The sequence below is a fragment of the Streptomyces sp. P9-A2 genome (assembly GCF_036634175.1).
Classification (GTDB): domain Bacteria; phylum Actinomycetota; class Actinomycetes; order Streptomycetales; family Streptomycetaceae; genus Streptomyces; species Streptomyces pratens.
Map to the genome: position 1 here is coordinate 7,610,546 of NZ_JAZIFX010000001.1, position 22,981 is coordinate 7,633,526.

A 22,981-nucleotide genomic window follows, 5' to 3' on the forward strand; every position below is an offset into this window, starting at 1 on the left:
GTTGTACAGTGAAGAACGCCCTTGACCTGCAGCAAGCAGGCAGGGAGCCGTCTTCCGGGAGTCCCGAATGCTGCGTACTCTGTTCAAGTCCAAGATCCACCGTGCCACCGTCACCCAGGCCGAACTGCACTACGTGGGATCCGTGACGATCGACGCCGATCTGCTGGACGCCGCCGATCTGCTGCCCGGCGAACTCGTGCACATCGTCGACATCGACAACGGGGCCCGGCTGGAGACGTACGTCATCGAGGGGGAGCGCGGCTCGGGTGTCGTCGGGATCAACGGGGCCGCCGCGCATCTCGTCCACCCCGGGGACCTGGTGATCATCATCAGTTACGCTCAGGTGACCGACGCCGAGGCGCGGGTGCTGGAGCCCAGGGTGGTACACGTGGATGGCGACAACCGTATTGTCGCCCTGGGAGCCGACCCTTCCGCGCCGGTGCCGGGGTCGGACCAGCAGCGCAGCCCGCAGGCCGTCAAGGCCTGACCGGCGAGAACGGTACGGCCGGCACGGACGCGGTTGCAGGCGCACGGCGACGGGCAAGGCAGGAGCGTGATGTGTTCGTGAGCGACATCGAGATCCGCGACGACCGGGCGGCGGGCCGTCTGGAAGCGGTGGCGGGCGATGGGGAAGTCGTCGGCCGGATCGAGTACTTCGTGCTCGAATCGCCCGAGCGCGCGATCGTGCCGGTGCACACCGTCGTGGAACCCGCTCATGAGGGCAAGGGCATCGCGGGCTCCCTGGCCCGGGAGCTGTACGCCACGGCTGCCCGTGAGAGCATCGCGGTCGCCCCGCTCTGCCCGTACGTCGTCAAGTGGGCCGAACGCCATCCCGACCAGGCCCCGGCCGCCTCCCCGGAGCTGATCCGGGCGGCGAAGGCGTGGCCGGCGGCGCACCCCGGGCGCTTCTGACGTCGCCGGACGACTTCGTGCTCGCCCTCCTGCACACCTCGCCCGTCCACGTCCCCGTCTTCGACGCCCTGCGCGACGACGCCCATCCGGAGCTGGAGTTGCGGCACCTCGTCGACGAGGAGCTGCTGGACCGGGCCCGCGCGGTGGGCCCCGAGGCCGTGGCCCACGACGTACGGGCGAGGCTGCGGGAGGCCGTCGCCGACGGTGCCGGGGCGGTGCTGTGCACGTGTTCGACCATCGGCTCGGTCGCGGAGGCGGCGGCCGGCCGGACCGGTGTGCCGGTATTGCGGGTCGACCGGCCGATGGCGGGCGCGGCCGTGGCCGCCGGGCCGCGCGTGGCCGTCCTCGCCGCCCTGGCGAGCACCCTCGGCCCGACGGCGGCCCTGGTCGAGGAGGAGGCGTGCCGCGCAGGCCGCCCCGTCGAGGTGCGCACCCTGCTGGTCGAGGGAGCCTGGTCCCGCTTCGAGGCGGGCGACCCGGCGGGGTACGTACGCCGGGTCGCCGACGCGGCCGACGCCGTCACCGGTGCCGACGTGATCGTGCTCGCCCAGGCGTCGATGGCCCCGGCGGAGCACCTCACGACCACCGCCGTCCCGGTGCTGTCCAGCCCGCGGGCGGGGCTCGCGGCGGGCGCGGCGGCGGCGGCGGCGCGGGGCGGCCGGTAGCGCCACCTGGGCCTTCGGCGGCAGGCGGGATCGGCAGGCGTGGTCGTCGCGCAGGGGAGTGACCGGGGACGACTGGGGACGTGACCGCAGGGTAGACGGGGAACAGTCCAGAGCCGACGTCGACCGACTGTCCGGAGGACATCGCCATGACGCAACCCCACCCGGACCCCGTCCCACCCGGACCCGCCCCGGACCCGGTTCCCCCGGTACCCGGCCCGGACCCCGTGCATCCGGGACCCGCCCCGGGCCCACCGCCTCCACCGCCCCATCCCGACCCGGTCCCGCCCCCGGGTCCGGCACCGACGCCCCCGCCGCCGACACCGGGCCCGCCCGTTCCCGGTCCGCCGCCCACGCCGGGACCGCCCGGACCGTCCCCCTCGCCGATTCCTCCGGGCCCCGAACCGGTCCCGAACCCGGAACCCGGTCCGCCGCTCACCTGACCCGGCGACCGAGCCGGACGACCCGGCAAGCAGCGCACCGGGCGGTGGACGACCGTGAGGCCGTCCACCGCCCGGTGGTGTGCCGCGGGTGCCCGCCGGTCAGGACCGGCGGGCACCCGTCACGCCTTCTCCGTCTGCGCGTCTACGCCGAGACCTCGCTGCGGTCGTCCCCCCACAGGGTGTGGAACGACCCGTCGCGGTCCGTGCGCCGATAGGTGTGCGCGCCGAAGTAGTCCCGCTGCCCCTGGGTGAGGGCGGCCGGCAGGCGCTCCGCGCGCAGGGCGTCGTAGTAGGCGAGGGCCGCGGCGAAACCGGGGGTCGGCACGCCCTGGCGGGTCGCGGCGACCAGCACCTCGCGCCAGTCGTCCTGCGCGTCGGCGATCTCCCGCGCGAACGTCTCGTCCGACAGCAGGCTCGGCAGATCGGCACGGGCGTCGTACGCGGCGCGGATACGGTCCAGGAAGGCCGCGCGGATGATGCACCCGCCGCGCCAGAGCGCGGAGACCGCGCCGAGGTCGATGTCCCAGCCGTACTCGTCACTGCCCGCGGCGATCTCGTGGAAGCCCTGCGTGTACGACACGATCTTCGACGCGTACAGCGCCTGCTCCACCCGGTCCGCGAACGCCGCGGCCTCCGCCTCGCCGAGCGGCGCGGCCGTCGGACCCGCCAGCCCGCGCGAGGCCTCGCGCAGCGCCGCGTGCCCCGACAGCGAACGCGCGAACACCGCCTCCGCGATCCCCGACACCGGCACACCCAGGTCGAGCGCGATCTGCACGGTCCAGCGCCCCGTGCCCTTCTGCTCGGCCTGGTCGACCACCACGTCGACGAACGGCTTGCCCGTGGCCGCGTCCACGTGCGAGAGCACCTCGGCCGTGATCTCGATCAGGTACGAGTCCAGGCGGCCGGTGTTCCAGGTGCGGAAGATGTCCGCGATCTGCGCGGGCTCGTACCCGGCGACGTCGCGCAGCAACTGGTACGCCTCGCCGATCAGCTGCATGTCGGCGTACTCGATGCCGTTGTGCACCATCTTCACGAAGTGCCCGGCGCCGTCGGGGCCGACATGGGTCACGCAGGGAGCGCCGTCGGCCGCCTTCGCCGAGATCTTCTCCAGCATCGGGCCCAGCGACGCGTACGACTCCTTCGAGCCACCCGGCATGATGCTCGGTCCGTTGAGCGCGCCCTCCTCGCCACCGGAGACGCCGGTGCCGACGAAGTGGATGCCCTGCTCGCGCAGCGCCTTCTCCCGGCGCCGGGTGTCGGCGAAGTGGGCGTTGCCACCGTCGATGATCATGTCACCGGGTTCCAGCAGCGGCGCGAACTCCTCGATCACCGCGTCCGTCGGCTCACCGGCCTTCACCATGATGACCAGCCGCCGCGGACGCTCCAGCGCCGCCACGAACTCCTTCGCGGTCTCGGCCGCCACGAAGCCGCCCTCGTGCCCGAACTCCTCCACCAGCGCATGGGTGCGCGCCGCCGTCCGGTTGTGCACCGCGACGGTGTAGCCGTTGCGGGCGAAGTTGCGCGCGAGGTTGCGGCCCATGACCGCGAGACCCGTGACGCCGATCTGCGCTGAACTGCTCATTGGATTGGCTCCTAGTGACCTTGATATCGGTACTGCCGGGATTGTCGGTGCTGCCGGTTGCTGCCCGCCAGTCCCGCCGGCGATCATTCCGACCATCCTGACGTGCCGCAACCGCGTCCGCACACGCGGGTCGAGTGCGACATCCCGCAGCCACATACGGGCGGGGACCCCCTCCGTACTCATCCGGGCCGCCCGGCACACGTGCATGCGACCCGCGTACGCGCCGCACCCGGGCGAGAGCATGCCGCGCGACGGCGCCAAGCGGGGCGCAACGGTCGAAAAGTACCGGCCACTTGGCGCATCCGCACGGCTGATAGCCGTCTTGTCACGGCCGGTTCGCAACGCTTACTTTGGCCACTTCCGACGCATTGTCGAGGGAGACTTCATGGCCGTGCGCGGCCGGCATCGCCGGTATCAGCCGAACAGGATCAACCGCGCCTCACTCACCGTCACCGCGGGTGGTGCCGGAATGGCGCTTCCCCTCCTGGGCACCGGCGTCGCCGAGGCGGCGGACGTGGACACCTGGGACAAGGTCGCCGCGTGCGAGTCCAGCGACAACTGGGACATCAACACGGGCAACGGCTACTACGGCGGACTTCAGTTCACCCAGTCCACCTGGGAGGCCTTCGGCGGCACCCGGTACGCGCCGCGCGCGGACCTGGCCACCAAGGACCAGCAGATCGCCATCGCCGAGAAGGTCCTGGACGGCCAGGGCCCCGGCGCCTGGCCGGTGTGCTCGCAACGGGCCGGACTGATCCGGGGCGGCGACACTCCCGACATCCGCCCGGCCGCCGGCCGCTCCGGCAGCACCGAGGCCAAGGACGACGTCCGGACCGGCGCGAAGAGGGACGCCAAGCCGGACGCCAAGCCGGACGCGAAGGCCGCCGGCAGGAGCGGCACCGGCGCCACCACCGTCGAGGACGTCGAACCGCAGAAGACGCCCCAGTCCCGCGCGGGCCGTGCCGAGATGTACACCGTGCTCCACGGCGACACCCTCTCCGGCATCGCGGAGGAGGAGCGGGTACGGGGCGGCTGGCGCGGGCTGTACGACGCGAACAACGCGACCGTCGGTACCGACCCCGACCTGATCCTGCCCGGCCAGCGACTCACCATCCCCGGCGGGAAGGCCGCCCCGACCCGCCCCGCCCCGAAGCCCGCGGACACGGCCTCCAAGAACAAGAAGCCCGAGAAGAAGGCGCCGGAAAAGAAAGCACCGGAAAAGAAAGCTCCCTCGCAGCGCACCGAGGAACGGGCGGACCGCGCCACCCAGAAGAGCGGCACGCACGTGGCCCCGGTCGCCGCACCCCTGGGCACGCCGTACCACAAGGCAGGGTCCTCCTGGTCGAAGGGCTACCACACCGGTGTCGACTTTCCCGTGCCCACCGGCACGTCCGTGAAGGCGGTCGCGCCGGGCAGCGTCGTCAGCGCCGGCTGGGAGGGCTCGTTCGGCTACCAGGTGGTGGTCCGGCACGCCGACGGCCGCTACAGCCAGTACGCCCACCTGTCGGCGATCTCGGTGCGGAGCGGCCAGTCGGTCACCGCGGGCCAGCGCATCGGCCGGTCCGGCTCGACGGGCAACAGCTCGGGCCCGCATCTGCACTTCGAGGTGCGGACGGGGCCCGGTTTCGGATCGGACGTCGACCCGGTCGCCTACCTGAGGGCGGGCGGCGTCAGGATGTGACGCGTAGGCGGTGCCGGTCCTGCGCGGGCATCGGGACGTACGAGCCACCGGAGAAGGGTCCGTACACGAACACCGGCAGCGACGGCTCCACGGCCTCGCCCTCAGCCCCGGCCTCCGGGGCTGAGGGCGAGGCCGCGGTGGCCGGGGCGGGCACCCGCACACGTACGTCCCGGGCGAGCTCGGAGTGCAGCAGTCGCTCGACCGGGTCGGACAGCGAACCGGCGCCGGCCCCCACGGACCCCGCGGACTCCAGGGCGCCCCCGGCCCTCACCGCACCCACCGCCTCCACGGACCGCCCGGCAGGCACCGCTCCGGCCATCGCGACCTCCACTTCCCGAGCAACCGGAGCAACCGGAGCAACCGGAGTCTCCAGGAAAACCGGGCCGACCGGCGTCACCGGGAAGCCAGGGACGCCCGTACCGACGTTCTCCACCCGCTGAGGCTGCTCGCGCGCCAGCCGCTCCGTCGTCAGCAGGATCAGACCGCCGGCCGCCACCACGCCACAGCTCAGCGCGAGCGCCGTGCCGGTCGCGCCGTAGCGGAAGGTCTCGCCGAACAACGTGATGCCGACCGCTGCCGCGACCACCGGGTTCACCACCGTCAGCGTGGCCAGCGGAGCCGCGAGTCCGGCGCCCCGGTAGGAGGCCTGGGAGAGCAGCAGGCCGGCCGTGGCCAATACGCCGATCACCGAGAGGGACGGTACGTCCCCCGCCGAGACACCGTCGGTCCAGTCCACCGCCACGGTCTTCGTGAAGACGGACGACATGCCGAAGGTGATACCGGAGGCGACGGCGAGCAGGATGCTGCGCACCGCCGGGTGCCGCTGCACGGTCCGGGCCGCGACCATCAGGGTGACGACCGCGACGGCCGTGGCCAGCGCCGCCGCCACCCGCTGGGCGGTACCGAGGGACTGCGCGTCGGACGCGCCGACCAGGGACAGCAGACCGGCGAGTCCGGCGGTCGCCATAAGGGCGCCCCGCCACGCCGTCGCCCCCGCCCTGCGGCCGACGAACAGAGCCGCCATCGGCAGCGCGAACACGATGGTCAGCGCGCCCAGCGGCTGGACCAGACTCAGCGGGCCGCAGGCGAGCGCCACCACGTGCAGCAGACCACCGAGGCCGTTCAGCGCGACCGCCGCCCACCAGCCCGGCCGGCGCAGCGGCGCGTACTGCTCACCGGGGGAGGACACCGCGACCTGCTCCTGCACGATCGCTCCGCCCGCGTACGCCACGGCGGAGACGAACGAGAGCAGCACGGACAACGCGAGGGCGCTCATCGGCAGCTCCTCTGCGGGAGGCCGGGGCGCCGGCCCCGGTGCGGCGAACGGTCGGCTTTCATGAACAACACGATGCCGTGTTCCGGTGTTCCCGTCGTCGTCCCTGAGCACTCAATGGGTCCTACTACCGATGGAGTACGAGGACACCCCCGTCATCCCCTGGGTGGGCGCCCAAGGGCTCCCGGACCCTGACGGCCTCCCCTAGGGGACCCGGTATCCCCCCTGCGCCCCTGGAACCCTGCGCCCCTGGAAGGCGGAGCAGTCGGGCTGCGTTACGCCCTGGCGGTCCTCGGCGACCCGGGCGCCGCCCGGTAGACGGGTGAGCCGGGCGGGAAAGGGCGGTCGGCGAGTTCGGCCGGGACGCGACGGCGCGCCGCACGGCCGCGTTCCACGAGGAGATCCGTAAACAGGCTTAGCCGTCCCCGCCCAGGGGCAGGGATGGAAAAATTCGAGGTGAGGGGAGCGGCCATGCGTCGTGGTGGTCCTTCGGTTCTGGGAATCGTGCTGGCGGGCGGCGAGGGCAAGCGCCTCATGCCGCTCACGGCGGACCGTGCCAAACCGGCGGTCACCTTCGGCGGCACGTACCGCCTGGTCGACTTCGTCCTGTCCAACCTCGTCAACGGCGACATCAAGCGCATCTGCGTGCTGACGCAGTACAAGTCGCACTCGCTGGACCGGCACATCACCACCACCTGGCGCATGTCCAGCCTGCTCGGCAACTACGTCACCCCTGTCCCCGCCCAGCAGCGCCTCGGCCCGCACTGGTACCTGGGCAGCGCGGACGCCATCCTGCAGTCGCTGAACCTGATCTACGACGAACAGCCGGATCACGTGGCGGTGTTCGGCGCGGATCACGTGTATCGCATGGATCCGCGCCAGATGCTCGCCCAGCACATCGAGAGCGGCGCCGGCGTCACGGTCGCCGGGATCCGGGTGCCGCGCTCGGAGTCCGCCGCCTTCGGCGTGATCACCCCGGGCTCGGACGGCCGGACGGTGCGGGGCTTCCTGGAGAAGCCCACCGACCCGCCCGGCCTGCCCGGTGACCCCGAATGCGTGTTCGCCTCCATGGGCAACTACATCTTCACCACGAAGGCCCTGATCGAGGCCCTTCAGCGGGACGCCGAGGACGAGGACTCGGTGCACGACATGGGCGGTTCGATCCTGCCGCAGCTCACCGACCGGGGTGAGGCCCACCTGTACGACTTCAGCTCCAACCACGTGCCCGGCGAGACCAGCCGCGACCAGGGCTACTGGCGGGACGTCGGCACCCTGGACGCCTATTACGAGGCGCACATGGACCTGATCGCCGAGCGTCCCGCCTTCAACCTCTACAACCGCCAGTGGCCGGTCTACACCCACTCCAGCCAGCTCTCACCGGCCCGGTTCAACGCCGGCGGCATGGCGAGCGAGTCCATCATCAGCGCCGGCTGCCTGATCCGCGGCCAGGTCACCCGGTCGGTGCTGTCACCGGGGGTGGTGATCGACCCGGGGGCCGTGGTCCAGGGCTCGGTGCTGCACGACAACGTCCACATCGGGCGGGGCGCGGTGGTGCGTGGTGCCGTCCTGGACAAGAACGTGAAGGTACCGCCCGACGCGACCATCGGCGTCAACCCGGAGCGGGACGCGGAGCTGTACACGGTGTCCGAGGGTGGAGTGATCGCCCTCGGCAAGGGGCAACCGGTGCCGTAGAGCCCAGCGGCGGGTGCGGGCCCCGGTCGGTCATGTGACCACCGGGGTCTTTGTCATGTCCCTGGACGAACGACGGAATCCGTGCTGTTATGCCAATTACTGTGCTTGACAACGTTGTACAGCCGAGCACAGTACACAGAACAGCACACGCACTGAGCAGAGAGCCGTCACCTTCCTCACAGACGGAGGATCCGTGCGCATCAGACGTCTCAGAGACCGTTCAGCCCTGTTCCTGGCCGCCGCACTGGGAGTCGCGGGACTCACCGCGACCGGCCAGACCGCGACCGCGGCCGGGGACGACCCGGCGGACATCCACGGACTGAAGGGCGAGTACTACACGCAGTCCGCCCCCGGCGCCTTCGACTTCCACGAGCTCAAGGCCACCGCCTTCGACCCGCACCTCGACTTCGACAACCTGGAGCCGCGGCTGAACTTCACCACCGGCCGGTCGGACGACGTCAGCGTCCGCTGGACCGGGAAGATCGTGCCGGAGAAGACCGGCCCGCACACCTTCTCGATCATCGGGGACAACGGCTTCCGGCTGTGGATCGACGGCCGGCTCGCCATCGACCACTGGGTCGACGACTGGGACCGCGAGCAGAGTGCCGAGCCGGTCGAGCTGACCGCCGGCCAGGCCCACGACATCAAGGTCGAGTACTTCGAGCACTACGGCGGCTCCAACCTCCACCTGCGCTGGACCGAGCCCGGCGGCGCCAAGGAGGCCGTGCCGCAGTCCGCGTTCCGCCTGCCGGACGGCTTCGAGTACGACGGCGCCCTCGCCGCCACCGTCCTCGGTTCCGGACGCACCCTGAAGCTCGACTTCCCGCGCCCGCTCGCCGCGCCCCCGGCCGGGCTCACCGACCACGTCAACGCGGTCATCGGCGGCGCGCGGTGGCCGCTGACCGGCGCCGAGCGGGACCCGGCCGACCCCAAGGTCCTGCTCGTCACCCTCGGCGAACCGGTCGTGGGCAACAAGACCGGCACCGCCCGCGGCACCGCCGACGTCCGCTACGACGGACAGGGCGGCCTGGCCACCGCCGACGGCGACCGGGTGGACGCGTTCATGAGCAGCGGCCCCAACCGCTCCACCCACGAACTGACCACCGAGTGGGCCGACGGGGTGGGCCCGGACAACGCCCTCCCCGAGTACCCCCGCCCCCAGCTCACCCGGGACCAGTGGCGCAACCTCAACGGGCAGTGGCAGTTCGCCGCCGCGGAGGAGGGGGAGCGGCCGCCCGTCGGGAAGACCCTGAAGGAGCGCATCCTCGTTCCGTACCCGGTGGAGTCCCAGCTCTCCGGCGTCCAGCGGCACGAGGACCGCATGTGGTACCGCCGCACCTTCACCGTCCCCCGCGACTGGGACATCGGCTCCGGCAAGCGGCTGCGGCTGAACTTCGGCGCCGTCGACTGGCGGTCCGAGGTGTACGTCAACGGCACGAAGGTCGCCGCCCACGAGGGCGGGTACGACAAGTTCAGCGCCGACGTCACCGACGCGCTGAAGCCCGGCCGCACCCAGGAACTCATCGTCGGCGTGTACGACCCCACCGACGCCGCCGACGGCGAGAACCCGCCGATCGGCAAGCAGCGCCTGGACCCCAGCGGCATCTGGTACACGCCCAGCTCGGGCATCTGGCAGACGGTCTGGATGGAACCGGTGGCCCGCGACCACGTCGACTCCCTGAAACTGGTGCCCGACGTGCCCGGCGAACGGCTCACCGTGGAGGCGAAGGGCGTCCGGGACGGCGTACCCGTCAGGGCGACCGCGTACGACGGGCGGCGCAAGGTCGCTACGGTGACCGGCCGCACCGGACAGCCGCTGGACCTGCGGATCGCGAACCCGCGGCTGTGGTCGCCCGACGACCCCTTCCTGTACCGGCTGGAGGTGACCGTCGGCACCGACCGCGTCGGCAGTTACTTCGGGATGCGTTCGATCGCCGTCGAGGAGGTCGACGGCGTGCCGCGCACGGTCCTCAACGGCGAACCGGTCTTCCTGATGGCCACCCTCGACCAGGGCTTCTGGCCCGACGGCCTGCACACCGCGCCCACCGACGAGGCCCTCGCGTACGACCTGCGCGTGCACAAGGAGCTCGGGTTCAACTCGGTGCGCAAGCACATCAAGGTCGAGCCGGACCGCTGGTTCTACTGGGCCGACCGGCTGGGTCTGATGGTGTGGCAGGACATGCCGTCCATGAGGGCCGGGGTGAACCCCGACGCCTCCTCCCGCGCCCGCTACGAGCGCGAGATGAAGCAGATGATCGACGAGCACGTCAGCAGCCCGTCCATCGTCATGTGGGTCACCTTCAACGAGGGCTGGGGCCAGTACGACGTCGGCCGCCTCGCCGAGCAGGCCAAGGCCTGGGACCCGTCGCGCCTGGTCAACAACCAGTCGGGGCTCAACCTCGGTGCCGACGGCAACGCCGGCGACCTCATGGACGAGCACGGCTATCCCAGCCCGGCGCTCCCGCCCCGCCCGGACGGACGGCGTGCCCTGGTCACCGGCGAGTACGGCGGCCTCGGCCTCGCGGTACCCGGTCACGCCTGGTCGGTGCAGCAGTCGTACGTCGACGTCGACCCGGAGACCTACACCGAGGACTACCTCACCAAGCTCGACGAGGTACGGGCCCTGGTCTGCCGGGGCGGCAACGGCGCCGTGTACACGCAGATCTCGGACGTGGAGGGCGAGCTGAACGGCCTGCTCACCTACGACCGGCACGTGCTGAAGCCGGACGTCGCCCGGGTGAAGGCCGCCCATGACGCCCTGATCCGGGACGCGTCCCGGGCGCGGCCCGCGGGGTGTCCGGCCGAGGGGGCCGAGCGATGAGCGGTTCCTCCGGCGGCCCGCGCCCGTCCGGGTGGCGTTCGGCACCCGGGCACCGCTCCGGGTGTCACGCCGGATTTCATCCCATGTGGCTTTTCCCGAAAGCCTTCTGACGTCACGTCGGGAGGTTCCGGCCGCGCGGTGGTGACCCCGTCCGCCCCTCGAGTCCCGCCCCTCCCGTCGAGTCGAGGGAGGGGCGGAGACGTAATCTGATGTTAACTGTGTGTGGCGGGATCGTACTTGACCGTAATCGGTCATGGGCGATTGACTGCTGGTCCACCCCGTCGTCCACGCGAGGCAAGCCCGTGAACGCAGACCTGCTCGCTCCTCTCGACCTGGCGTTCTGGAACATCGAGTCCGCCGACCACCCCATGCACCTCGGCGCCCTAGGGGTCTTCTCGGCCCGTTCGCCCGCCGCGGGCGCCCACGCCGCGGATCTGCTCGCCGCCCGCGCCGCCGCCGTTCCCGGACTGCGCATGCGTATCCGCGACGTGTGGCAGCCCTTGTCCACGCGCCCCTCCCTGCCCTCCCTGTCCTCCCTGTCCGGCCTCTCCTCCCTGCCGGCCCTGCGCCGTCCGCTCGCCGCCGCGCTCGGCTCCGCGCTCCGCCGGCCGTTCGGCTCCGCGCTGCGTGAACCGCTCACCTCGGCCCTGCGCCGCCCGTTCGCCTTCGGCGGCGCCGAACGGGAGACCGACCCCGGCTTCGATCCCCTGAACCACGTCCGGCTGCACGCCCCCGCCACCGACTTCCACGCGGCGGCGGGCCGGCTCATGGGACGCCCCCTGGAGCGCACCCGGCCGCCCTGGGAGGCCCATGTGCTGCCGGGGGAGGACGGCGTCTCCTTCGCCGTCCTGTTCAAGTTCCACCACGCCCTCGCCGACGGACTGCGGGCCCTCACCCTCGCCGCGGCCCTGATGGACCCGATGGACCTGCCCACCCCCCGGCAGCGCCCCGCCGAGCCCGCGCGCGGACTGCTCCCCGACGTGCGCGAGGTGCCCGGACTCGTCCGCGGAGCCCTCTCCGACGCGGGCCGGGCCCTGGACATCGGCGCCTCCGTCGCCCGTTCCACCCTCGACGTGCGCTCGTCACCGGCCCTCACCTGCGAACCCAGCGGCACCCGCCGCACCGCCGGGGTGGTGCTCGACCTCGACGACGTGCACCGGATCCGCAAGAGCGTCGGCGGCACCGTCAACGACGTGCTGATCGCGGTTGTCGCCGGCGCCCTGCGGCGCTGGCTCGACGAGCGCGGCGACGGCAGCGAGGGCGTCGCCCCGCGCGCCCTCGTCCCCGTCTCCCGGCGCCGCCCGCGCACCGCGCATCCCCAGGGCAACCGGCTCTCCGGCTACCTGATACGGCTTCCGGTCGACGAGGCGGAACCGCTCACCCGCCTCGACCTGGTGCGCACCGCCATGGACCGCAACAAGGACGCCGGCCCGAACCGGGGCGCGGGCGCCGTCGCCCTGCTCGCCGACCACGTACCGCCGCTCGGCCACCGGCTCGGCGGGCCCCTGCTCGGCCAGGCGGCCCGGCTCTGGTTCGACGTCCTGGTCACCAGCGTGCCGCTGCCCGGCTTCGGACTGCGGCTCGGCGGCGACCCGCTCGGCGCCGTCTTCCCCTTCGCGCCGCTCGCGCCCGGACACTCCCTGGCGGTCGCCGTCTCCACCTATCGCGGGCACGTCCACTACGGACTGGTCGCCGACGGTGCCGCCGTCCCCGATCTCGACCGGCTCGCCGGCGCCGTGACCGAGGAGGTGGAGACGCTTCTCACCGTCTGCGACCCCTGACCGCCCGCCCGGCGCCCACCACCGTGCGCGACCCCTGACCACCGGCCGGTACGGGTTTGGCGCTGCGGCCGGCGCTCCGTAAAATCGCCCGTTCGACAGCGGGCGCGACCGGAGCGCCGCCACGGCAGACCAGGAACGGCAACGGCGATGACGGTGACAGAGGACGGCCCCCGGGCCACGGACACGATGGTCCACGGGGGCCCCGTGGCGCACGAGGACGTGGTGACACACGGGCCCGGCATCGACCCGGAGCGGCTGGCCGTGTGCCTCGACGTGCTCGCGGAACTCGACACACTCGACGTCGACCACCCGGACGCGATCAAGGTCCGCCGCGCCACCTCGCACATCTACCGCACGGTCAAGCAGCGCCGCCGCCAGGAGCGCCGGGCCGCCAAGACCGCCCATGACAAGGCGGTCACCGAGGCCACCGCCACCGGGTCCGCCGAGCGCATCGACGACGAGACGGAAGGCATCCTGCCCTCGTCCCGCACGGAGGAGGGCAGCATCGCGGGGATACTCCAGCGCCCCCGTTCCTGCTACATCTGCAAGCAGCGGTACGCCGAGGTCGACTACTTCTACCACCAGCTCTGCCAGAAGTGCGCCGAGGAGAACCGCGGCCGCCGGGAGGCCCGCACCGACCTGACCGGCAAGCGCGCGCTGCTCACCGGCGGCCGGGCCAAGATCGGCATGTACATCGCACTGCGGCTGCTGCGCGACGGCGCCCACACCACGATCACGACCCGCTTCCCGAAGGACGCCGTCCGCCGTTTCAAGGCCCAGCCCGACAGCGACCAGTGGATCGACCGGCTGAAGATCGTCGGGATCGACCTGCGCGACCCGGCCCAGGTCGTCGCGCTCGCCGACTCGGTGTCCGCCGCCGGTCCGCTGGACATCCTGATCAACAACGCCGCCCAGACCGTACGGCGTTCCCCGCAGGCCTACAGCGAGTTGGCCGCCGCCGAGTCCGCGCCGCTGCCCGCCGGTGAACTGCCCGCCGCCGAGGTGATCGGCGTCTTCGGCTCCGGCGCGGTGACCGAGCTCCCGGTCGCGGGATCCGGCGCGCTCACCGCACACGACGTCACCGGCCTGGCCCTGGTCTCCGGCTCGGCCTCCCTGGAGCGGATCGCGGCGGGCACCGCGATCGACGCCGGCGGCCTGGTCCCGGACCTGCACGACACCAACAGCTGGGTGCAGACCGTCGAGGAGGTCACCCCGGTCGAACTGCTCGAGGTCCAGCTCTGCAACTCGACGGCGCCGTTCCTGCTCATCAGCAGGCTGCGTCCGGCGATGGCGGCCGCGGCGGCGAAGCGGACGTACATCGTGAACGTCTCCGCCATGGAAGGCGTCTTCGACCGCGGCTACAAGGGCGCGGGCCACCCGCACACCAACATGGCCAAGGCCGCGCTGAACATGCTCACCCGCACCAGCGCCCAGGAGATGTTCGACAACGACCGCATCCTGATGACGGCCGTCGACACCGGCTGGATCACCGACGAGCGTCCCCACCCGGACAAGATCCGCCTCGCGGACGCCGGCTTCCACGCCCCGCTCGACCTGATCGACGGCGCGGCCCGCGTCTACGACCCCATCGTGCGCGGTGAGGCGGGCGAGGACCTGTACGGCGTCTTCCTGAAGGACTACGCGCCCGGCAGGTGGTGACGCGGGCGCCCGGCGGCCGGCGACGGGGGAGTCATTCCACCGCGCCGAGCCGGGAGTTGCGCGCCGCCAGCAGCTCCAGCACGGTGCGCCAGTCCTCCAGGACCCCGGCGTCGAAGCAGGCGGTGCGGGCCTCCTCGTCCGCCGTGCGCAGGGCGAGGAGGTCGTCCTCCTCGCCCTGGAGACCGGGCCGGGGACGGCGGCGGACCAGCCCCGCCACCCGCTCGCCGAGCAGTGCGCGCACCGCGTCCGCGGCCCGGTCGGCCCGCGTGGCGGGCTCACCCGGCCGCAGCAGCCGGCCGACCGGCCGGACCAGGCCCGCCACTTGAAGCTCCTTGTCCGCGGGGCGTTGCCGGCGCAGCAGTGCGGCGGTGCGCAACGCGTGGTCGTACGCGTCGACCGGGGCCCCGCCGGGAACCGGGACGTCCCGGGCGCCCCGGCAGGCGTACAGCAGGTCCATCAGCTCCTCGACACTGCGCAGCTCCATGCGCCGGTCCTCCTGGAAGACAGCCGTTTGCCGTACGGCAGCACACCATGACGAGCTTGCGTGTCGGCCAACAGGACTTGAACTGCGCCATGACCACGCGGGCTTCTCGAAAGCGCGGACACCCTTGTAGTCCGATCGAGTGATCGCCGGTAGGGCCCCTCATGGTGAATTAGGCGCATATAGGGGGGAGTAGGCGCGGTTCGACATGTGATCGTTACGGCGAGTTTTCAGCCCCATCGAGCGGGGGCATGCTCATTTGGTTAATCTGGGCCGGACGGGCAGCAGTAAAGGGTCCTACCCACACCCACCGGTCCGTCATGGGACACGCCACTTCACAAGGGCCTGCTCTCCTACGATCAACCGGCGCCACCGCGTCCGAACGGCTTTCGCATCATGCCCGAGCGGACGTACGACGCGGGCGCGGCAGGACCGACGCGGCACGTCCCGAGGGTGACCGACACATAAGGAGTGCGCGGTGACACCGGAGAAGACCAACGCGGATCAGCCCGGCAAGGAACGTACCGAGCGCGCAGGCCGCCCGGCGGGCGAGCTCGGCAGCCTCGACGTGTGGGCCCGCTCGGCCCCGATCCGCCTGGCGGGCTACGAGGAAGATCTCGCCGAGCCCCACATCCTGCCCAGCGTCGACTGAGACCGATCCCGTCCCGCACTCCGCGTGATCGCCGCGCCGCGTCGTCGCCGCGGGCGAGACGTACACCGGGGACCCGGACACCTCCGAGGAGGATGCCCGGGTCCTGCGGATGAACCCGGCGAAGGCACGGACGGGTCGGCCCGCGCGTCATGTACCGGACACCGCGACCGGACCGGCGGCCCCGCTCAGGGGCGGACGTAGGGCCGGGTCATGATCTCCAGGTTGTGACCGTCCGGGTCGCCGAAGTAGGCGCCGCGACCGCCGAAGAGGCGGTTGATCCTGCCGGGTTCGGTGTGGTTCGGGTCCGCGTAATAGGTGACTCCGACCGCCTCCAGGCGAGCGATCATCGCGTCGAACTGCTCCTCCGGGACGAGGAACGCGTAGTGCTGCGACTGGATGGGCTCGTCGCGCTGCTCGTAGTAGTCGAGGGTCACACCGTTGCCCAGGTCGACGGGCAGGAACGGGCCGAAGGGGGCACCGACCTCCAGCCCCAGGATCACGGCGAGGAACTCGGCCGACAGGCGACGGTCGCGGGCGAGGACGGCGGTGTGGTTCAACCGGACCGCCGTCGCGGGCGGTTCGGGCACGGAGGAGGGAGTGAGGGGTACGCCGAGTGCGTCGGGCATGGCTGGTTCGTCTCCGGGTGTCGGTTTCCGTCGGGGAACACCGCGCGGGGCACGGCGGGAAGCGGGAAAGGAAACACGGAGGGGAGGGCGGGGCGCGGGCGACGCCCCGCCCCGGGCCGGGTGTGAACGGGGACGGCCCCGCCCGGCTCACGCAGAGGCCGGGAGCGTCTTTCGTGTGTGGCCCAAGGCCGACCCGGCAGTCACCCGGCCGACGATAGGCCCACGCCGCTGATCACCGCAACACCCGGGCGGACCGGACCGCGAGGAGGCCCCGCGGGGTCCGGATGGTCCCACGGGATGATCCGCGGAGGGCGAAGGTCTGCCGAAGGCCGGGAACCGTGTCCGGCGGATCCCGGCGCCGACGAACGACAGGGTGCCTTCGGAGTCACCGTCACCCGCGCCTACGGCCTGTGGACCGGTTCCGCCAGCCGGGTCGGCGGCAGATAATCGCGCACATACGTCCGCTCCCAGCACGCCCCCGTCTCCCGCAGTTCGCGCCAGGTCGTGTACCGGTAGCGGAACAGCCGGGCGCGGACGTACCGGGGCGGCGCGTGGGGCGGGAAGGGGGAGCGGCGCAACAGCCGCAGCGTGTCGCGGTCGCCCTCCAGCAGCCGTTCCACCAGCGCGCCGAACCACGGCCCGGCGTAGGACGGCGACAGCGCGGCGAACCACATCAGCCAGTCGAGCCGCAGATGGTACGGCGCGAACTGACGCGGCCAGTGCCGGGGGTCCCCCGGCTTGCCCCGGAACTCGTACTCCCGCCAGTCCGCGTCCCTCCGGGGCGTCCCGTCCGCGGTGCCCTCGATCACCACCTCGTACCGGATCCGGCTGACACTGCCGAACGCCCCGTAGGTGTTGACCAGGTGGAGCGGGTCGAAGGACCGGTTCATCACCTGACGGCGGGAGAGCATGTTGCGCACGGGGTGGTAGCCGAGGGCGAGCAGCAGCGCGGACACCGTGAGGACGACGACCACGTACCACAGCGGGGCGCCGGCCGTGTCCGGGGCGGTGGAGGGGAACGCGACCACCGGCAGGGCCAGCACGATCGTGATCCAGTTCAGCCAGGAGAAGTTGCCCGACAGGACCAGCCACAGCTGTGTGGCGATCATCAGCGTGGCGGCGGCCGTGGCGACCGGCTGCGGAGCGAACAGCAGGAACGGAACGACCAACTGGGTGACATGGTTCGCGGCCGCCTCGACCCGGTGCAACGGCTTCGGCAGATGATGGAAGAACCAGCTCAGCGGCCCCGGCATCGGCTGGGTCTCGTGATGGTGGTCCAGGCAGGTGAGCTTCCGCCAGCACGCGTCACCGCGCATCTTGATCAGCCCCGCACCGAACTCGACCCGGAACAGCACCCACCGCAGCAGGAACAGCACGACGACCGGCGGGGCCACCTCGTCGTTGCCGAGGAACACCGCGAGGAAGCCGACCTCGAGCAGCAGCGACTCCCAGCCGAAGGCGTACCAGGTCTGCCCGACGTTGACGATCGACAGGTACAGCACCCACGGCACCAGCCACAGCAGCATCCCGGCCCACAGCGGAAGCCAGGAGTCCATCCCCGCCAGCAGCGCCGCCGACACCGCGCAGCCCGTCCAGGCGCAGCCCGCGAAGAACCGGTCCGAGTAGCGCAGCTGGAACAGACCGGGCGCCCGCGCGAACGGGGTCCGTTCCACGAACCGGGGCACCGGCAGCATTCCGCGTTCGCCGATCAGCGCACGGAACTGCAGCACCGCCGTCAGGAACGCGATCAGGTACAGCCCGGCCAGCGCCCGCTGGAAGACCAGCCGGCCCATCCAGTAGCCGGATGCGGTGAACCACTCCACGGCCGTGTGCTCCCTCCCCGCCCCTTGTCCGTTTGTCCGTCCCCGTTTGCCTGCCGTCCTTCGGCCGCCGTCGCTGTCCGCCTTCCCTGTGACTCTCCGTGTACCCGGAGCGGCCGAGACGTCCCCGGAGACGTCGGGGGATGTCACCGGTCGAAGAATCGGATGAACCCTGACAAGGTGGGTCCATGGCTGATCGGGGAGCGAGCGCCCTGTCACTCCCGGACGACTGGCCGGACCACCCGGATCCGATCCTGGCGCTCAACGACATGGGCAGGTTCGACTGGAACCTGGACACCCGGGTGATGCTGATGGACGCCCAGGCCCGTGACATCTTCGACCTGCGCCCCGACGAATCCGGCCATCCCGACGTGCTGGTGAGCCGGATCCCGCCCGCCGAGATCGTGCGCCTGGACACCGCCGTCTCACAGGCGCTGAAGGACGGCAGCGAGACCTACGGCGCGTACTTCCGGGTCCGCCGCCGCGACGGCACCCTGCGCTGGACCCACTGTCACGGCTATATCCGCCGGGACGGGACCGGACTGCCCCACGGCATCCTCGGCGTCGTCCGGGACGCCACGGAGGAACTCAGCGACAGCGAGGCGAGAGGGACGCAGGGCGCCGAGGAGGACGCCCTGCGCCAGCAGACCAACATCGTTCAGCTCACCACGGCCGCCCTCGCCCACGCCCGCACCGTGCAGGACGTCATCGACGTCGTCAAGGACACCCACGGCCTCACCCATCTGGGCGCCACCAGCCTCGTCATGGGTCTGGTCGAGGCCGGCCGGATCCGGCTGGTCGCGGAGGGGCCCGCCGACAGCTTCGTCCCGGGCACCCGCATCACCCGGATCGACGAGCAGTACCCGATGAGCGAGGCCGTACGGACACTGAGCCCGCGCTTCATCGAGTCGCCGGAGGAGTTCGCCGAGTGCTACCCGGTGCTGTGGCCGCACCTCACCGACCTGCACATCACCTCGGCGGCCTACCTGCCGCTCATCGTCCAGACCCGCCCCATCGGCGCCATGGGCCTGCTCTACAGCGACCGGCGCGGCTTCACCCCCGAGGAGCGCAACATCCTCGTCGCCCTGTGCAGCAGCATCGCGCAGAGCATGCAGCGGGCCATGTTCTACGAGCAGGAGATGGACCTCGCGCAGGGACTCCAGCAGGCCATGCTGCCCCGCACCATCCCCAGCGTGCCCGGCGCCGACATCGCCGTCCGCTACCGCGCGGCCAGCACCGGGGGTGGCCTCAGCCGGGACATCGGCGGTGACTGGTACGACCTGATCCCGCTGCCCGGGGGCCGTGTCGGCGCCGTGATCGGCGACGTCCAGGGCCACGACACCCACGCCGCCGCCGTCATGGGCCAGTTGCGCATCGTGCTGCGCGCCTACGCCGCCGAGGGGCACCCGCCGGCCACCGTGATGGCCCGGGCCTCCGCCTTCCTGCACGAACTCGACACGGACCGCTCCGCGACCTGCCTGTACGCAGAGGCGGACCTGTCCACCGGCGTCCTCCAGATGGTCCGGTCCGGCCACCTCGACCCACTCGTCCGGCGCGCCGACGGCGTCTGCCACCGCGTCCACGTGCCGGGCGGGCTGCCGCTCGGCCTGTCCGCCGAGTTCGACCGGCTCGACTACCCGGTCGGGACGATGGAGCTCGCTCCCGGCGACGTGCTGCTGCTGTGCACCGACGGCCTGGTCGAGCAGCCCGGCGCCGACCTCGACGACGGCATCGCGACCCTCTCCGCGCTCGTCACCACCGGCCCCGAGGACGTACGCGAGCTGGCCGACCGGCTCATCGACGTGGCCGAGGAGCGCGGCGGGGAGGACGACGTGGCCCTGCTCCTGCTGCGCCGCCGCCTGCCGGAGAGTCCGCGCGCGGGAGGCCGGCTCCAGCAGCACGTGGCCCCCGGCGACCCCGAGGCCCTCATCGAGGCCCGGCGCATGATCCGTGCCGGGGTCGGTGCCTGGGGTGCCGGGAACCGCACCGACGAGATCGAACTGGCCGCCGACGAGCTGATCACCAACGCCCTGATGCACACCGAGGGGTCCGCCGTCGTCACCCTCAGGGTCCTCACCGGCGGCGAGCGGCGGCTGCGCGTGGAGGTCGCGGACTCCTCCAGTGCCCTGCCGCGCCGCCGCGAGGCGGGGGAGTCGGGTGTCTCGGGGCGAGGTCTGCTTCTCGTCGAGGTGCTCGCGGACGAATGGGGCGTGGAGGCACGCGGCGGCGGCAAATGCGTGTGGTGCGAGTTCTCCGTGACCAGGGCCTCCGCCTTCGCGAACCCCACGGACCCGGCGGAGCACGGCCACAGCTGCGGCCCTGCCGGCACCGGCGGCACGGGACACGGCTCCCGCTGACCGGTCCGGTCCCGGGTGGCGCTCCGGTCCGGTCCGGAGTGCCGTCCCGGACGGATGCCGGAACTTCCCGGGCCCGAGGCGCTGCGGACGTTCTCACCGAGCAGCCGGCGGACCACGGGCTCGTTCGCGTACGGCCCGTGGCGATCAGTGTCCTGAGGACCTACGATCCGCCGCTCGTGGTGTGTGCCGTGAGGGACCCGGGGCAGGTCCCGGGCATCGTCCGGCGGAACTGTTTCCCGGCGAGCGCCGGCAGCTCGAGGGCGCGCCGCGGGACCAGGGTTTGATCACGGGCATCGGGAACGCCCGCGGCGACGGGAACCCGCACGCGGCACGGATGTCCCCGTCCGGGCCGGCCGCGTTCCTCACCCCGGCGGAGGAGCGCGGGGCTCCCCGCTGTCACCGGGGCTTCAACGTCACCAGGTGCTCGCCGTCCGAGGAGCGCAGCTCGTAGCGCTCGACCTGCCCGCTGTGGAGGGTGGAGCCGCCCGTCATGGTGTTGGGGCGGGCGTCGTGACGGGGCACGTGCCAGCTGGTCACGGTCTCCTCGGAGCCGTCCTGCCCGACCACCACCAGCCGGCAGACACGGGGCCCCGCCCCGTCCTTGACCTTCAGTTCCAGCCGGCTGCCCCAGTCCTCGTCCGCCGTCGTGATCTCCGCCCACACCCCGGACCGCTCGTCGGCCGCCGCGATGCTCTCGGGCGCCCGCTCGCCGCCGTCCGAGGACGACATCAGGGCGAGCGCCGGCGCGGTCGTCGCGAGCACCACCGAGGCCGCCAGCGCGAACAGCAGCCGACGGCGCACCGCCCGGCTGCGGCCCGCCACCTCGGACAGCATCCGGTCGAGCATTCTCGGGCCCGGCTTGGGCATCGGGTGCGTCAGCGGCGGTGTGGAGCGCCGGTACAGCATCAACTGCCGTGTCGTCGCTCCGAATTCGGTCACCTGTGCAGCGCAGCTGGGGCACTCCATGAGGTGGTCCTCGAAGCGGAAGGCCTCCGCCTCGTCCAGCACGCCGAGCGCGTACGCGCCGACGTCGCGATGCCTTTCCAGGGACCTCATGCCGAATCCTCGTACCGTTGGGTGTGGGTGGGGTTACTCGTTGCTCCCACCGGTACGCACCAGGCAGTCGATTCACTCAAGCCGCATGCCGAATCGTAACCAAAGGATTCGGAGCCCTCCGGCCCGCGGATTGGTCCGGTTCACCGAAAGGCTAGAAGAGATGGATGGCGAGGTGCCCGAGCGGTAGCCCGAGCTGCCACGCGGGCGTCCACACCTTCGGCCCCTCGTCCTCTCCGGCCCCCGCGGCGCCGCCCGGTACCGCGTTCAGATCGGGCGCGAGCAGTTCCGTCTCCCGCAGCCAGTGCCAGGCCGACCGGGCGAGTTCCAGGTCCGGATCCGCCGTGGTCCGGCCGGCGGCGGTGGCGGCGTCCGCGGTCAGGTCCGCCAGGCTTCGGTGCACCCACTCCTGCCACGGCTGGTCGTACGCGGTCAGCGACAGCCAGGTCTCCAGCTGGGTGATCACCCGGATGCCGGAGAGCTCGCAGTCGGTGTCGGACAGGAAGACGGTCAGTGCCAGCGCGTCCCGGCCGGCCCGGAACTCGAAGGACGTCGTCGGCATCAGGTCGCCGCTGCGCAGCAGTTCGTCGGCGGTGTACTCGGCATACAACCAGGCCATGGGGACGGCCAGTTCGCCGTCACCCGTGCCGTCGGTGCTCTCTTGACCTCTGTGCGGCATCCCTTCCAGCCTTCCTCCGGTACGTGCGCGTCGCCCGAACCCGGGCCCCGGTCCGCAGCACGGATGAGGACAGCCGATTACTCGACAGGGGTCGTCGGCAAGGCGCTTTACGGAGGTTTGACCCGGCCGCCGGTTTCACCGCAGGTCGGCGGCGTATCCCGGAAGCACCCGGCGCAGGGCGCGCAGCGCGTAGTACGCGCGGGACTTCACGGTACCGGGCGGTATCCCCAGCGTCGCCGCGGCCTCCGCCACACTCGCCCCGTGGAAGTACACGAGCACCAGGACTTCACGGTGCTCCGGAGTGAGTGTCTTCACAGCCTGGCGGACATCGAGCGCCGCCGCGGCCCGTTCGGCGTGGTCGGAGGTCACCCGCGCGTTCTCCAGTACCGCGTCGCCCACCTCGGGCGGCCGCGCCTGACGGGCCCGCCGCGCGTCGATGGCGAGCCGCCGGCCCACGGTCATCAGCCAGGGCCGTACGGAGTCGAAGTCGTCGGCGCGCAATGCCTCGGGGTGCTGCCAGGCCCGTACCAGCGTCTCCTGGACGAGATCCTCGGCACGCTGCCGGTCCCCGTCGCAGAGCCGGAGCAGCAGCGCGAAGAGGGGCCGGCCGTGCTCGCGCTGCAGGGCGGCGAGTTCGTGCTCGGCGGTTGTCCCGTTCATGAGTGTCATTCCGGCCGTCATGACGGTATGGCAACGTACGGCGCCCTGTCGGGGACAGGGCGCGCACCAAGACGTGCGGCGGACGGTCGATCGCGTCGACGAACGGTTCGACGAACGGTCCGGGTGACGGTTCGCGCACGCCGGGGG

General features: G+C 72.0%; 18 protein-coding genes and 2 pseudogenes. 12 read left to right on the forward strand and 8 right to left on the reverse strand.

Annotation, left to right across the window (positions count from 1 at the left end):
• Positions 1-67: 67 nt before the first annotated feature.
• The 3 genes from panD (at position 68) to V4Y04_RS34215 (ending at position 1,577) form a co-directional block, all read left to right on the forward strand.
• Positions 68-487 carry an aspartate 1-decarboxylase gene (panD, locus tag V4Y04_RS34205; protein ID WP_332432193.1) on the forward strand — a complete coding sequence of 140 codons (420 nt, stop codon included), beginning with the start codon at positions 68-70 and terminating at the stop codon, positions 485-487.
• 77 nt (positions 488-564) lie between these two features.
• Positions 565-912 (forward strand): GNAT family N-acetyltransferase, encoded by a 348-nt coding sequence (locus V4Y04_RS34210; RefSeq protein WP_332432194.1) that lies wholly within the window; start codon positions 565-567, stop codon positions 910-912.
• 17 nt (positions 913-929) lie between these two features.
• On the forward strand, positions 930-1,577 hold the full coding sequence (locus V4Y04_RS34215) for an aspartate/glutamate racemase family protein (protein WP_332433103.1): 648 nt from the start codon (positions 930-932) through the stop codon (positions 1,575-1,577).
• Between the two features lie 582 nt (positions 1,578-2,159).
• Here V4Y04_RS34215 and gndA read toward each other — a convergent pair.
• The gene (gndA, locus tag V4Y04_RS34220) at positions 2,160-3,599 is read right to left on the reverse strand and encodes an NADP-dependent phosphogluconate dehydrogenase (protein WP_332432195.1); all 1,440 of its coding nucleotides are present in this window, start codon (positions 3,597-3,599) and stop codon (positions 2,160-2,162) included.
• Positions 3,600-3,984: 385 nt separating this feature from the next.
• Here gndA and V4Y04_RS34225 point away from each other — a divergent pair, with 385 nt between their 5' ends.
• Positions 3,985-5,280, forward strand: a complete 1,296-nt coding sequence (locus V4Y04_RS34225) for a transglycosylase family protein (protein ID WP_332432196.1) — start codon at positions 3,985-3,987, stop codon at positions 5,278-5,280.
• On the opposite strand, the gene V4Y04_RS34230 is transcribed toward V4Y04_RS34225, so the two are convergent.
• Positions 5,270-6,556: a DMT family transporter gene (locus V4Y04_RS34230; RefSeq protein WP_332432197.1), complete on the reverse strand. Its 1,287-nt coding sequence runs from the start codon at positions 6,554-6,556 to the stop codon at positions 5,270-5,272. The genes V4Y04_RS34225 and V4Y04_RS34230 overlap by 11 nt on opposite strands.
• 468 nt (positions 6,557-7,024) lie before the next feature.
• On the opposite strand from V4Y04_RS34230, the gene glgC reads away from it, so the two are divergent.
• From glgC to V4Y04_RS34255, 4 genes are all read left to right on the forward strand, one after another.
• Positions 7,025-8,245 carry a glucose-1-phosphate adenylyltransferase gene (gene glgC, locus V4Y04_RS34240; protein ID WP_332432198.1) on the forward strand — a complete coding sequence of 407 codons (1,221 nt, stop codon included), beginning with the start codon at positions 7,025-7,027 and terminating at the stop codon, positions 8,243-8,245.
• A 193-nt stretch (positions 8,246-8,438) separates the two neighbouring features.
• On the forward strand, positions 8,439-11,066 hold the full coding sequence (locus tag V4Y04_RS34245) for a PA14 domain-containing protein (RefSeq protein WP_332432199.1): 2,628 nt from the start codon (positions 8,439-8,441) through the stop codon (positions 11,064-11,066).
• A 302-nt stretch (positions 11,067-11,368) separates the two neighbouring features.
• Positions 11,369-12,847: a wax ester/triacylglycerol synthase family O-acyltransferase gene (locus V4Y04_RS34250; RefSeq protein WP_332432200.1), complete on the forward strand. Its 1,479-nt coding sequence runs from the start codon at positions 11,369-11,371 to the stop codon at positions 12,845-12,847.
• A gap of 147 nt (positions 12,848-12,994) precedes the next feature.
• Positions 12,995-14,506, forward strand: coding sequence for an SDR family NAD(P)-dependent oxidoreductase (locus V4Y04_RS34255; RefSeq protein WP_443080125.1), 1,512 nt, complete (start codon positions 12,995-12,997; stop codon positions 14,504-14,506).
• Between the two features lie 31 nt (positions 14,507-14,537).
• Here V4Y04_RS34255 and V4Y04_RS34260 read toward each other — a convergent pair whose 3' ends face one another.
• Positions 14,538-14,990 carry a hypothetical protein gene (locus V4Y04_RS34260; RefSeq protein WP_332432201.1) on the reverse strand — a complete coding sequence of 151 codons (453 nt, stop codon included), beginning with the start codon at positions 14,988-14,990 and terminating at the stop codon, positions 14,538-14,540.
• 475 nt (positions 14,991-15,465) lie between these two features.
• On the opposite strand from V4Y04_RS34260, the gene V4Y04_RS34265 reads away from it, so the two are divergent.
• Together V4Y04_RS34265 and V4Y04_RS34270 are read left to right on the forward strand one after the other, a co-directional pair.
• Positions 15,466-15,639, forward strand: coding sequence for a hypothetical protein (locus V4Y04_RS34265; protein WP_332432202.1), 174 nt, complete (start codon positions 15,466-15,468; stop codon positions 15,637-15,639).
• Between the two features lie 37 nt (positions 15,640-15,676).
• A pseudogene (locus tag V4Y04_RS34270) lies at positions 15,677-15,763 on the forward strand (GNAT family N-acetyltransferase); the annotation flags it as partial.
• Positions 15,764-15,824: 61 nt separating this feature from the next.
• Here V4Y04_RS34270 and V4Y04_RS34275 read toward each other — a convergent pair.
• Both V4Y04_RS34275 and V4Y04_RS34280 read right to left on the reverse strand, forming a co-directional pair.
• Positions 15,825-16,265, reverse strand: coding sequence for a VOC family protein (locus V4Y04_RS34275; RefSeq protein ID WP_332432203.1), 441 nt, complete (start codon positions 16,263-16,265; stop codon positions 15,825-15,827).
• 401 nt (positions 16,266-16,666) lie between these two features.
• A complete protein-coding gene (locus V4Y04_RS34280; RefSeq protein WP_332432204.1) occupies positions 16,667-18,088 on the reverse strand; it encodes a lipase maturation factor family protein in 1,422 nt (473 codons plus the stop codon).
• Between the two features lie 185 nt (positions 18,089-18,273).
• Here V4Y04_RS34280 and V4Y04_RS34285 point away from each other — a divergent pair, with 185 nt between their 5' ends.
• Together V4Y04_RS34285 and V4Y04_RS34290 are read left to right on the forward strand one after the other, a co-directional pair.
• Entirely contained in the window at positions 18,274-20,442 is a 2,169-nt protein-coding gene (locus tag V4Y04_RS34285; RefSeq protein ID WP_332432205.1) for a SpoIIE family protein phosphatase, read from the forward strand.
• Between the two features lie 54 nt (positions 20,443-20,496).
• Positions 20,497-20,824, forward strand: a pseudogene (locus tag V4Y04_RS34290) (Fpg/Nei family DNA glycosylase); the annotation flags it as partial.
• Positions 20,825-20,838: 14 nt separating this feature from the next.
• On the opposite strand, the gene V4Y04_RS34295 reads toward V4Y04_RS34290, so the two are convergent.
• From V4Y04_RS34295 to V4Y04_RS34305, 3 genes are all read right to left on the reverse strand, one after another.
• Positions 20,839-21,498 (reverse strand): zf-HC2 domain-containing protein, encoded by a 660-nt coding sequence (locus tag V4Y04_RS34295; protein WP_332432206.1) that lies wholly within the window; start codon positions 21,496-21,498, stop codon positions 20,839-20,841.
• A gap of 151 nt (positions 21,499-21,649) precedes the next feature.
• The gene (locus V4Y04_RS34300; protein WP_332432207.1) at positions 21,650-22,174 is read right to left on the reverse strand and encodes a hypothetical protein; all 525 of its coding nucleotides are present in this window, start codon (positions 22,172-22,174) and stop codon (positions 21,650-21,652) included.
• A 135-nt stretch (positions 22,175-22,309) separates the two neighbouring features.
• Complete coding sequence (locus V4Y04_RS34305) at positions 22,310-22,855, reverse strand: sigma-70 family RNA polymerase sigma factor (protein WP_332432208.1); 546 nt, start codon at positions 22,853-22,855, stop codon at positions 22,310-22,312.
• Positions 22,856-22,981: the final 126 nt, after the last annotated feature.